We start from the raw sequence: 12,000 nt of genomic DNA, 5'->3' as shown, positions 1-12,000 counted from the left end.
CGCCCTTCCGGATCAGAGAAACTTCTCTTTCCAAAGCCTCAGCTTTTCGAGCGACACGCCGATGCCGCCGCAGACTTCGATCAGCGGATTGTCGAAGCGCTGAAGCAGGCCGGCATGCACATCGGCAACGGCAAGGGCCGCACCGCAGGCCGGCTCGACCAGGATGCGATGCGCATCGGCAAATTTCAGGCAGGCGGCCACGGCATCGGCGTCACTGACGACAACGCTTTCGATCGGATGCCGTTTCGGCAGCTCGAAGACATGCTGGGCCACCTGCCGCGCGCCGAGCGAATTGGCAATCGAGGTGATGGCGGGAAGGGTGACGCGCTCATTCGCCCGGAGACTGGCATTCAGCGAAGCCGCCCCCTCGGTTTCGACGGCGATGACGGGCACATCGGTAAGCCCGTTCCGTTTCAGCCCCTCGACGATACCGGCAAGCAATCCGCCGCCGCCGACGCTGGTGACGACGCAATCGAATGCCGCACCCTTCACCACCACCTCGTCGATCAGCGTGGCATGGCCGTCCCACAGAAGCGGATGATCGAAGGGGTGCACATAACTCGCCTTGCGGCTCCTCGCGAGTTCGACCGCATGGGCATTGGCTTCATCGAAAACCGATCCATGGACCAGGACATTCGCGCCCGTTGCGGCGATCGTCTGCCGGACATCGGCCGCCGTTGTCTCCGGCACGACGATCGTGACCGGCACACCCAGCGCGCGGCCGGCATAAGCCGCGGCAATGCCGGCATTGCCGCCGGAAGCGCAGAAGATCTCGCGCGCGCCATGTTCCACTTCGTACTGACAAAGCCGGCCGACGCCGCGCAGCTTGAAGCTGCCGGAAGGCTGCAGTGCATCGAGCTTCAGCCAGAGCGGCTTGCCGCTGGCGCTGTAGCCGGGGGATGTCCGAAGCAAAGGCGTGTCGAGATGGAGAGGCGCTGAGGACATGAGAAAGATCCGGAAAATAAAGCTACAATAGCAGTTCTATTCCCTTTGCGGGTACAGGAGCAACCATCGCGACCGGGAATGAAGCGTACCGATTCACCGCTTCTCTCGCTTGAAATGCCCATTTCCGGGGTCTAAGAAACCGCAACTTGTTTTTCCCAGGAGGGTTTCATGACAGCGCGCAATCTTTTCCTGCTGCCGGGTGACGGCATCGGTCCCGAGGCCATGGGCGAGGTCCGCAAGATCATCGCCTATATGAACGAGACGATGGATGCCGGTTTCGTCACTGACGAGGGCCTTGTCGGCGGTTCTGCCTACGATGCCCATGGCGCGGCGATCTCGGAAGGCGACATGCAGAAAGCGCTTGCCGCCGATGCCGTTCTCTTCGGCGCCGTCGGCGGCCCGAAATGGGATAGCGTGCCTTACGACGTGCGCCCGGAAGCCGGCCTGCTGCGCCTGCGCAAGGATCTGCAGCTTTTCGCGAACCTGCGCCCGGCCATCTGCTATCCGGCGCTTGCCTCAGCCTCCTCGCTGAAGCCCGAACTGGTCGAAGGCCTTGATATCCTGATCATCCGCGAGCTGACGGGCGGCGTCTATTTCGGCGAGCCGAAGGAGATCATCGACCTCGGCAACGGCCAGAAGCGCGGTATCGACACGCAGGTCTACGATACCTACGAGATCGAGCGCATCGCCGGCGTCGCCTTCGAAATGGCCCGGACGCGCCAGAACCGCGTCTGCTCCATGGAAAAGCGCAACGTCATGAAGTCGGGCGTGCTCTGGAACCAGGTGGTGACCGAAACGCACAAGGCGAAATATTCCGACGTGCAGCTGGAACATATGCTGGCCGATGCCGGCGGCATGCAGCTGGTGCGCCAACCCAAGCAGTTCGACGTCATCGTCACCGACAATCTGTTCGGCGACATGCTCTCCGACGTCGCCGCCATGCTGACCGGCTCGCTCGGCATGCTGCCGTCAGCCTCGCTCGGCGCGCCCGACGGCAAGACCGGCAAGCGCAAGGCGCTCTATGAGCCCGTCCATGGCTCGGCCCCCGACATCGCCGGCAAGGGCATTGCCAACCCGATCGCCATGATCGCCTCCTTCGCGATGTGCCTGCGCTACTCCTTCAATCTGGTGAAGGAAGCCGACGACCTGGAAAAGGCGATCGCCAACGTGCTCGACAAGGGCATCCGCACCGGCGATATCATGGCCGATGGCTGCAAGCAGGTCGGCACCGTCGAGATGGGTGATGCGATCCTCGCCGAGTTCAAGGCGCTGTCCGCCTGATATATTTCACGTGAAACAGCATCCGGCCCTTCGCATCACGCATGCGGAGGGCTTTTTCGTGAAAGGCCGAGACGCCTGAACGGGATCGGCCGAATTCTCAGAAACGGACTATTCTCAGCCACAATCTCGTGTATTTTTGCGCCGAATTCTAACCCGGCAAATTCGAACGGACGACGGAATGCGGGCATTTTGGGCTTCCCTGGACAGGCGCTGGCGCCGGAGCGGTGTCGGCATGCCACCTTTGCGCTGGCAGGCCTGCCTCTTCATCACGCTCAATGCCGTCATCCTTTCCATGCTGCTCTTCGATGCGCCGATCGGCGCCAGTAAGCCTCCCGCGCCGGTGAAGCAGCTCGGCGAAATGCTGACCGGTTTCGGCGATTCCGCCTGGCTGATCTACACCAGTATCCTGCTCTTCTTTCAGGGCAGGGCAGGCTACAGACTGTTGAAGACGGCGCGCTCCAAGGCGCAGGCGCTCTATGTCAGCTGGATCGGCGCTTACCTCTTCACCACGGTGGTCTTCTCCGGGCTTCTCGCCAATCTGCTGAAGCGGGCGATCGGCAGGGCGCGCCCCGACCACTTCCACGATTACGGCATCTTTTCCTTCACACCCTTTTCGGGCCACGCCGCTTTCGAAAGCTTTCCGTCCGGCCATTCCACCACGGTCGGCGCTTTCTTCGCCGCCTTTGCGCTTCTCTTCCCGCGCTACCGCGTTGCCTTCATCGCCTCTGCCATCTGGCTCGGCATGACGCGTGTCATGGTCGGCGCCCACTATCCGAGCGATGTCATCGCCGGCCTTGCCTTCGGCGCCTGGTTCTCGCTGCTGACGGCGATCGTCTATGCCCGCTGCGGCCTGCTCTTCAAACTGGCGCCGGACGGCTGGCCGCTCGCCAAGCGCCTGTTTCCGGACACGGAAAAGCCCGGCGCCTTGTGAGCGCCGGGCCTTTTTCTCAAGCTTCTCACGTTCGACCGCGTGTAATCAATCCATTGCGTGGATATCTCTGTTCTTCGTTTCCGGCAGGAAGATCAGGCCGATCACCAGCGTGATCGCTGCAAAGACGATCGGATACCAGAGACCGTAATAGATATCGCCCGCGGCGGCGCTCATTGCGAAGGCCGTTGCCGGCAGCAGGCCGCCGAACCAGCCGTTACCGATGTGATAGGGCAGCGACATGCCGGTATAGCGGATGCGGGTCGGGAAGAGCTCGACCAGAAGGGCGGCGATCGGACCGTAGACCATCGTCACATAGAGGACGAGGACGAACAGGATGGCGATCGTGCCGACCCAGTTGACGCGGGCGGGATCGGCGACCATGGCGAAGCTGCCGCCATTGGCGATGTTGTAGACAGTCATGTCGGTGACGCCATTGGCCTCATCCGCCGTCAGCAGTTTGCCTTCGACCAGCTTGGCGGCCGGCACAGTTTCCTTCTCGCCGGCACGCACGGATTCGGCATTGAGCGCCAGTTCCGGATTGGCGGCGATGAAGGCATCGAGCTTGGAATCCGGCACCTTGGCGGCGCCGCGCTTCAGCGGATAGCCGGCATCATGGAGAGCGATGTTGACGCCCTTTTCGAAGGCGGCGGTCATGCCCTTCGCCTTGTCGCCGGCGGCAACGACGTCGAAGCTCGCAATCGTCTCATTGCCGACCTTCACCGTTGCCGGCTGTCCGGCCGGACCGGGCACGACATCGTAAGGCACCGAGTTCTTCGTCAGGAACGCCGTCGCCACGTCGCAGGAGCTGGTGAACTTGGACGTGCCCGTCGGGTTGAACTGGAATTTGCAATCCGAGGGATCGGCCGTAACTGTCGCGCGGATCGAGGCCTGTGCTTCGGCAAGCGCCGGGTTTGCCGTCCAGGTCATCGCCTTGAACAGCGGATTATAGGTCACCGCCGCGATGAGAAGACCCGCCATGATGATCGGCTTGCGGCCGATCTTGTCGGAAAGACCACCGAAGATGACGAAGAACGGCGTGCCGAGGAAGAGCGCGATGGCGACCATCACATTGGCCGAGAAAAGATCGACCTTCAGCACGTTCTGCAGGAAGAACAGCGCATAGAACTGACCGCCGTACCAGACGACTGCCTGGCCCATGGTGGCTCCGAGAAGCGCGATGAGCGCGATCTTGGCGTTCTTCCATTGCCCAAAGGCTTCGGTCAGCGGCGCCTTGGAGCCCTTGCCTTCAGCCTTCATGCGCTGGAACGCAGGTGATTCGTTCATCTTCAGGCGAATCCAGACGGAAATTCCGAGCAGGACGACCGAGACCAGGAACGGAATGCGCCAGCCCCAGGCGGCGAATTGAACCGGACCCATCAGCGACTGCACCAGGATGATGACGATCAGCGACAGGAACAGGCCGAGCGTCGCCGTCGTCTGGATCCATGAGGTGAAATAGCCGCGGCGCCCGTTCGGCGCATGTTCGGCGACATAGGTTGCCGCACCGCCATATTCACCGCCGAGCGCAAGGCCCTGGAGCAGGCGAAGACCGATCAGGATGATCGGTGCCGCGATGCCGATGGTGGCCGCCCCCGGCAGGATACCGACGAGGAAGGTCGAAAAACCCATGATCAGGATCGTTATCAGGAAGGTGTATTTGCGGCCGACGAGATCGCCGAGACGGCCGAACACCAAGGCGCCGAAGGGACGCACCAGGAAGCCGGCGGCGAAGGCGAGCAGCGTGAAGATGTTGCGCGTTGCCTCAGGATATTGGGTGAAGTAGGTCGCACCGATATAGGTGGCGAGCGAACCGTAAAGATAGAAATCGTACCATTCGAAAACGGTGCCGAGCGAAGAAGCGAAGATGACCTTCTTCTCCTCGCCCGTCATCGGACCGGCCTTCGCGCCGTCCATGCTTGCGACATTTGCCATTGTCTGTCCTCCACAGAATGATGAGCAACGCGCGCGACCTACTCTCCTCAAAGCAAATCCCCGGCCGCGACACGCCTAACGGGAGTGTGCCAGAAAACATGGCCCGCAAAGAGAGAGGCTTTGGGATTATGACTTTAGTCTAATGACGATTCGCTTGGTTATCCAAGGCATAGCTCCCGCGGCTACGCTCTCAGCGCCTGGGCCGGCGATTGCCGATAGGCCAGCACGGCCGGCAGCGCGGCGAGAATCGCGGCAAAGCCAAGCAGCACCCCTGCAAGCCCGAGATCTTCACGAGCAAAGCCGACAGGCATGGCGATGCCGCTCGTCTGCGAGAACAGGCCCGACAAGGTCAGCGCTGCGGAAAACCCGATTGCGAATCCGACCCCGACGCCGACCACCACCAGCAGGAAGAATTCCAGCCAGACGATACCGAAGATCGCCCCGCGCGGGGCACCGAAGGCCCTCAGCGCCCCGATCTGGCGGCGGCGCTGGCCGATATGAATGACCGTGACCAGGACAAGCGAGGCCGCGACGAGAGCCTGCGAGCCGGAAGCGACCGCAACGAGGATCTGCTTGGCGTCGCCGAGCGTGGCGTAGAGATTGGTCAGCACCTCGCCGGGAAAGACGGCGACGGTATTGCCGCTGCGATAGTCCTGCCTCAGCTTATAGGCGTCGGCGATCGTCTTCGGCTTGACCAGGATGGCCGGAAGGCCGGGCGCATCCGCGCTCCAAACCTCGTTGAGCGCGGCATCGGGGTCGATTTCGCCGTGATGCTCATGCGCATCGTGATCGGCGCCCGCCGGCTCATGATCGTGCCCGGCCTCCTCGGCGCCTTCCGCATGCTCCTCTCCCAGGCCATGGATATGCCAGACGGCCTGAATCGGAACGAGGATGGCCCGGTCCCAGGCGGTGCCCGTCGGCCGCAGACGGCCCGCGACATGATAGACGAGTTCGGTATGGGTCTCGCCACCTTCTTCCGCCGAACCATGCATCGGCTTGATCTCGCCGCCGAGCGAAAGCTTCACGGCAGAGCCGATCACCGCCTCTCCCTCGCGCGCGAAAACCTTGCCCTCGGCCAAGCCGCCGGAAAGCTTGTCGGCCAGCACCACCGTCGTACCGATGATCGGATAGCCGGAGAAGGAATCGCCGAAGCCGATCGGAGCGGCCCAATCGACGCGTGGATCGGCGGCAAGCCTGGCCAGAACCTCGCCCGGCATCAGCGGCAAAGGCGACGGCTGCAGGAACACGGAGGACAGCACGAGCTGCGTTTCGCTGCCGCCGGCGCCGATGACGAGATCGAACTTGTCGGCGGCACGCGCACTGCCGAGACGAAGCGCCCGCTCCTGCAGCACGACGGAAACGCCGAGCGCGGTCGCAAGCGCCACCAGCAGCACGACAACGAGCGACCCCGCCCAGAGGCGGCGAAGATCGGTGAGGATGAAGCGGATCATGCAGCCTCCCCTGCCGCTACAGCGGAATCTCCGCTGATCCGGCCGGAGCCGAAGGTGATGCGCCGGTCGAGGCGGCTAGTCAGGCGCTGGTCGTGCGACACCACGATCAGCGTGCTGCCTTCGGCAATGGCGAGATCGAGGATGAGATCTCCGACGGCTTCGCCGCTTTCGGCATCGAGGCTCGCGGTCGGCTCGTCGGCAATGATGACGCCGGGCTTGCGCAGCAGTGCGCGGGCGATCGCCACGCGCTGCATCTCGCCGCGCGACATGGTCTCGATCTTCTGGCCGGAGCGGGAAAGGCCGACCGTGCTCAAGAGCGCATGCGCCCGCTCAACGATATCGGCCGTGGCAGCGCCGGCAAGACGCGCGGGCAGAAGGACGTTTTCCACCGCCGACAGGCCGGGGAAGAGATGGAACTCCTGCATGACCAGGCCGATATTGGCAGCGCGGAACCGATCGCGCCGGCTTTCGGAAAAACCGGCAATATCCTCGCCATTCCAGCGGATGCGGCCCTGCCGTGTCCGCTCCAGCCCGGTGACGATATTGACGAAGGTGCTCTTGCCGGAGCCGGACGCACCTGTGATGGCAACCCTGCTGCCGGCCTCGATCGACAGGCGGCCGATCGCCAGCGCCGGTGAAGACAGGCCTGGAAAGGTGACGGTCAGATTTTCGATATCGAGAGCCAGCATATCGGTTCAGGCCGCGAAATATTCGGCCTGGCGGATGCGCAGCAGGCTGACGAAGCCGGTTTCCGGATCGGTCCAAGAACCATATTCGAGCGTGCCGCGCACTTCGATCGTCTGGCGCGGCTGCACGAACGTCTGCTTTTCCGATAGGTAAACGACAACGATATTGTCAGGCCAGTCAGCATCCGAAGAACAGAAGGGGCAGAGCGACATCGGCACTTCGGTCAGCACGAAAAATTGGGCCTCGGCCTTCAGCGGCGGCGCCATGAAGCCCTTCATGCTGATGTCCTGGCCGGCAAGACGCTTCACCTTGTCGGAAAATTCGAGGCCGAGCACGCCGAACTTGCCGTAGAGCTCGTTGAAAGAAAGCGATGGGTCGGCGGCGCGAACAGCAGACACCGTAAAGGGGAGCGCAATGGCGGCGCCAATCAACCGGCGGCGGCTGAGATGCAGCGAAGAGAATATATCCATGGCGATCTCCAGGAAACAAATCCCGGCCGTTGAACGGCCGGGATCATGATCGATGAAAGAGACAAGGCCGGCAAGCGGCCTTGCGGGATCTTCAATCAGTTCGTCTGCTTGGCGCCGAGGGCGAAAGTGTCGGCGAGGACGTGGTAGACGTCGCTCTGTTCCATGTAGCCGTGGAAGCCTTCGGCACCGGGACCGGCCGACTGCAGGACGACGTCGTCGACGGCGTGAACGCCGCTTTCGCTGCTCTTCGGAAGATTGCCCTGGACGAAGACGGCGCCTGGAACATCCTTATACTGCTCGTTGGCGACATATTCCTTCTTCTCGTTCTGGACGGCCGGAACGAACGGGCCGTCGAGCTTCGGACGGAAGGTCTCGTAGTGATCGGGGCCGTTATTGGCGCTCAGGAACAGGCGGCGGCTGACGTCGATTTTGTCCGGATAGCCGTCGCCGTTTTCGTCCTTGTAGTTCGGGAAGCCGGCCTCGGCATAGGTCCCGACCTTTTCGCGCATTTCCGTGCCGGGCTTCTCGTCATCGACCGTGCCGATGATGGAAACGCCGTGCGTATGGTCGCCGGTGACGACGATCAGCGTATCGGGATGAGCCTTCTGGAATTCGCGGGCGACGCCGATAGCCTTGTCGAATTCGATGGTATCGACGACGGCGCGATCCCAGTCCAGCGGATGGGACATCTTGTCGATCGAGGAACCTTCGACCATCAGGAAGAAACCTTCCGGATTCTTGGAAAGGCGATCGAGCGCGACCTTGGTCATCTCGACGAGACCCGGCTGGTTCGGGAACTTGTCGACCGTGCCCTTCTTCAGGAATTCCCGGTCGAGCGTCACGTCCATGTTGCCGGTGTGGAAGAGGCCGAGGAGATTGCCTTCAGCCGATGCATTGGCTGCAAGCTCGTTCTTGTCGGTCGCAAGCTTGTAGCCGGCGTCCTGGAACAGCTTAATGTAATCCTGGTTGTCCTTGCGCTTGGAACCGGCGACCTCCTTGCCCAGGAAATAGGCCGAACCGCCGCCGAGGAGGACTTCCGGCTTGACGTCGAGCAGCATGCCGACGACATCGGCCTTGTCGTTGCGGTTGCGGGTATGGGAAACGACGGCAGCCGGCGTAGCATCCTCGACTTCAGCCGTCGCAACGATGCCGATCGACTTCTTGGTCATGCGGCGAACGGCTTCCGCGATGGTTTCGACTCGCGGGTCATCGAGCGAGGACGGCGTGCGGTCGGCATAAACGCCGAGCGCGTTGACGGCCGTCTTGTGGCCCGTCATGTAGGCCGACATGGTGTTGGCCGAATCCGTGGCGACGGCATTCGTCGAAGACGTGCCGATGAAGGCCATATGGTCGAGATCGTCCATATTAAGGCGGCCATTCGCCTTGCCCTCGGTCATGCCCTTGGACATGATGCGGGCGGCGGTGCGATGCGCGACGGAAAGGCCGTCGCCGAGCAGAAAGATGATGTTCTTGGCCTTCGGCTGGGCCGCGGTTTCGTAAACGTTCCAGGTGACGGACTTGGTTTCGTCGCCGGCGGCGACCTCGACCTTGTAGGCGCCGGGAGCGGAAATCTTCAGGCCGCGCAGCAGGAGAGCGGAGCCGAGAGCCTTGTCTTCCTTGCCCTTTTCCAGCTCGACGAACTGCGCCTCGCTTCCGAGAACGGTCTTGTAATCCTGGCCGTTGACGGTGATCTTCACGTCCTCAGGCTTGACCTGCTTGTTGAGCTCGACCTTGAAATCGAACGGCGAACCGACGAGAATCGTCGCGCGGTCAAGCGGATAGACCGTCGTCGCCTGAGCGGCGCCTGCGAGGATGGTGGTGGCCGCAAAGGCGGCGAGAAGCGTACGCATGGAAAACCCCCGTTTTCGGTGCAGAGAATTGACAACCTGGCCGGGATACCCGCCGGGGATGACAATGGCATGACAAAAGGTCGCAGGATCGGCACCGCCCCTCCTGGCCGCAGGCGCCCTCAGCAAAAACCTTGACTCCTGTGGAAAACCTTCTAAGAGCAACAGCGGAAAAGGAAATCTCCATGGTTCGCGACGAACACGCCATTGCTGAATGCAATGACCGGGCACGGGTTGCCGGGGTGGATATTGCCGTTCCGGTTTCTGCCAAAACCAAGGCCAAAACGACGACGAAAACCGTCTGACGTCTCTGGCCTGCCGCTCTCTCCCCGGCTCGGCTGGGGACAGGAAGACGCGATTATTCGCGCCTTTCCCCTCACCGGACAGAGGAGAGAAGAGAAAGAGAGCTTGAGAAATGGGTTTCAAAGTAGCAGTTGCGGGAGCGACCGGAAATGTCGGCCGGGAGATGCTCAACATCCTCTCCGAACGAGGCTTCCCCGCCGATGAGGTCGTGGCGCTCGCCTCCGCCCGTTCGCAGGGCACCGAAGTTTCCTACGGGGACCGGACGCTGAAGGTTTCCAACCTGGAGAATTACGATTTCTCCGATACCGACATCTGCCTGATGTCGGCCGGCGGCGAGGTCTCCAAGAAGTTTTCGCCGAAGATCGGCCAGCAGGGCTGCGTCGTCATCGACAATTCCTCGGCCTGGCGTTACGACGCCGACGTGCCGCTGATCGTGCCGGAAGTAAACCCCGACGCGATCACGCAGTTCACCAAGCGCAACATCATCGCCAATCCGAATTGCTCGACCGCCCAGTTGGTGGTGGCACTGAAGCCGCTGCACGACTTCGCCAAGATCAAGCGCGTCGTCGTCTCGACCTACCAGTCGGTCTCCGGCGCCGGCAAGGACGGCATGGACGAGCTCTTCAACCAGACGCGCGCCGTCTTCGTTGCCGATCCGATCGAGAACAAGAAGTTCACCAAGCGCATCGCCTTCAACGTCATTCCGCACATCGATAGCTTCATGGAAGACGGCTACACCAAGGAAGAGTGGAAGGTGCTGGCCGAAACGAAGAAGATGCTCGACCCGAAGATCAAGGTGACCTGCACGGCCGTGCGCGTCCCCGTCTTCATCGGCCATTCGGAATCGGTCAACATCGAGTTCGAAAACGAGATCACCGCTGACCAGGCCCGCGACATCCTGCGCGACGCGCCCGGCTGCCTCGTCATCGACAAGCGCGAAAACGGCGGCTACATCACGCCGTATGAATCCGCCGGCGAGGACGCGACCTACATCTCGCGTATCCGCGAGGACGCGACTGTTGAAAACGGTCTCAACATGTGGGTGGTCTCAGACAACTTGCGCAAGGGCGCGGCGCTGAACGCGATCCAGATCGCCGAACTGCTCGTCAATCGCGGCCTCGTCAAGCCGCGCAAGCAGGCCGCCTGATACCATTTGTAAACCATAACCTGCTAAAGCCCTGCTCGATGAGCGGGGCTTTTCGGGCAGACACAGCCATGTAAGCGCTCGCTGAAAGGTGATCGTGACAAAATCGCTGGTGGCTGGCATTCTCTGTCCGGCCAAAAGCTATGCAGATCGAGAGCGGGGTTCTCAATGCGCATGACAAAATTCTTTCTGGCGGCCGCCACGGCAATGGGCGTCCTCCATTCGGTACCGGCGTTCGCGCAAGGCGCACAATGCGGCAATACCAGCGCCGGCTTCGACGCCTGGGTTAGCGACTTCAAGCAAACGGCGGCGGCCAACGGCGTCAGCCAGTCGGTCCTCAGCCGCGCCTTTGCCAATGTCAGCTACAACAAGCCGACGATCGCCGCCGACCGCGGCCAGAAAAGCTTCAAACTGTCCTTCGACGCGTTCATGAAGAAGCGCGGAGGGGCTGCCGTCATCTCCCGCGGCCGCAGCATGAAGGCCGCCAACCAGGCGCTTTTTGCCTCGATCGAGCGCCGTTTCGGCGTTCCGGCCGGCCCGCTGATCGCGATCTGGGGCATGGAGACCGGTTTTGGCAGCTATATGGGCAATCAGCATACGCTGTCGGCCGTTTCGACCCTTGCTTACGACTGCCGCCGTTCGGAATATTTCACCGACCAGCTCTATGCCGCCCTTCAGCTCGTCTCCGAGGGTTATCTGAGCCCGCAGGCCAAGGGCGCGGCTCATGGTGAGATCGGCCAGACGCAGTTTCTGCCGCGCAATGTCGTCCGCTTCGGCGCCGACGGCGACGGCGACGGCCGCGTCGACATGGTCGGCTCCCGCGCCGATGCGCTGGCCTCGACAGCGAACTTCCTCAAGGGCCATGGCTGGCGCCCCGGCGCCGGCTATCAGCCGGGAGAACCGAATTTCGCCGCCATCCAGGGCTGGAACGCAGCCAGTGTCTACCAGCAGGCGATCGCCTATATCGGCGAGCAGATCGACGCCGGCAGATAAGCTTTCATCGGTAACG

10 protein-coding genes and 1 pseudogene are annotated in these 12,000 nt (G+C 62.1%); 5 read left to right on the top strand and 6 right to left on the bottom strand.

Translation table 11 applies throughout. The features are described 5' to 3' along the window. Nucleotides 1-12 precede the first annotated feature (12 nt). Nucleotides 13-945, bottom strand: a complete 933-nt coding sequence (locus tag QD408_RS11495) for a pyridoxal-phosphate dependent enzyme (RefSeq protein ID WP_414139395.1) — start codon at nucleotides 943-945, stop codon at nucleotides 13-15. 168 nt (nucleotides 946-1,113) lie between these two features. Between QD408_RS11495 and leuB the strand changes: the two genes are divergently transcribed. Together leuB and lpxE are read left to right on the top strand one after the other, a co-directional pair. Continuing rightward, nucleotides 1,114-2,226 (top strand): 3-isopropylmalate dehydrogenase, encoded by a 1,113-nt coding sequence (gene leuB / locus QD408_RS11490; RefSeq protein ID WP_414139394.1) that lies wholly within the window; start codon nucleotides 1,114-1,116, stop codon nucleotides 2,224-2,226. Between the two features lie 178 nt (nucleotides 2,227-2,404). Beyond that, complete coding sequence (lpxE, locus tag QD408_RS11485) at nucleotides 2,405-3,157, top strand: lipid A 1-phosphatase LpxE (protein WP_414139393.1); 753 nt, start codon at nucleotides 2,405-2,407, stop codon at nucleotides 3,155-3,157. A gap of 45 nt (nucleotides 3,158-3,202) precedes the next feature. Here lpxE and QD408_RS11480 read toward each other — a convergent pair whose 3' ends face one another. The 5 genes from QD408_RS11480 to QD408_RS11460 form a co-directional block, all read right to left on the bottom strand. Then, the gene (locus QD408_RS11480; RefSeq protein WP_414139392.1) at nucleotides 3,203-5,089 is read right to left on the bottom strand and encodes an MFS transporter; all 1,887 of its coding nucleotides are present in this window, start codon (nucleotides 5,087-5,089) and stop codon (nucleotides 3,203-3,205) included. A gap of 182 nt (nucleotides 5,090-5,271) precedes the next feature. Further along, nucleotides 5,272-6,540 (bottom strand): FtsX-like permease family protein, encoded by a 1,269-nt coding sequence (locus QD408_RS11475; protein ID WP_088683848.1) that lies wholly within the window; start codon nucleotides 6,538-6,540, stop codon nucleotides 5,272-5,274. Further along, on the bottom strand, nucleotides 6,537-7,229 hold the full coding sequence (locus tag QD408_RS11470; RefSeq protein ID WP_088683849.1) for an ABC transporter ATP-binding protein: 693 nt from the start codon (nucleotides 7,227-7,229) through the stop codon (nucleotides 6,537-6,539). Before QD408_RS11470 ends, QD408_RS11475 begins: the two co-directional genes overlap by 4 nt. Nucleotides 7,230-7,235: 6 nt before the next feature. Then, nucleotides 7,236-7,697, bottom strand: a complete 462-nt coding sequence (locus QD408_RS11465; RefSeq protein ID WP_088683850.1) for a hypothetical protein — start codon at nucleotides 7,695-7,697, stop codon at nucleotides 7,236-7,238. A gap of 95 nt (nucleotides 7,698-7,792) precedes the next feature. Beyond that, complete coding sequence (locus QD408_RS11460; RefSeq protein WP_088683851.1) at nucleotides 7,793-9,547, bottom strand: alkaline phosphatase; 1,755 nt, start codon at nucleotides 9,545-9,547, stop codon at nucleotides 7,793-7,795. Between the two features lie 103 nt (nucleotides 9,548-9,650). Between QD408_RS11460 and QD408_RS11455 the strand changes: the two are divergent. From QD408_RS11455 to QD408_RS11445, 3 genes and pseudogenes are all read left to right on the top strand, one after another. Continuing rightward, nucleotides 9,651-9,849: pseudogene (locus QD408_RS11455) on the top strand (hypothetical protein). Between the two features lie 110 nt (nucleotides 9,850-9,959). Then, nucleotides 9,960-10,994, top strand: coding sequence for an aspartate-semialdehyde dehydrogenase (locus tag QD408_RS11450; RefSeq protein ID WP_008528643.1), 1,035 nt, complete (start codon nucleotides 9,960-9,962; stop codon nucleotides 10,992-10,994). 165 nt (nucleotides 10,995-11,159) lie between these two features. Further along, entirely contained in the window at nucleotides 11,160-11,984 is an 825-nt protein-coding gene (locus QD408_RS11445; RefSeq protein WP_088683852.1) for a lytic transglycosylase domain-containing protein, read from the top strand. The last annotated feature ends 16 nt before the right edge of the window (nucleotides 11,985-12,000 follow it).

The organism is Rhizobium sp. BR 249 (genome assembly GCF_047445895.1).
Classification (GTDB): Bacteria; Pseudomonadota; Alphaproteobacteria; order Rhizobiales; family Rhizobiaceae; genus Rhizobium.
The sequence above is the reverse complement of the archived record's forward strand: the minus strand, read 5'-3'. Positions and strand labels throughout refer to the sequence as shown.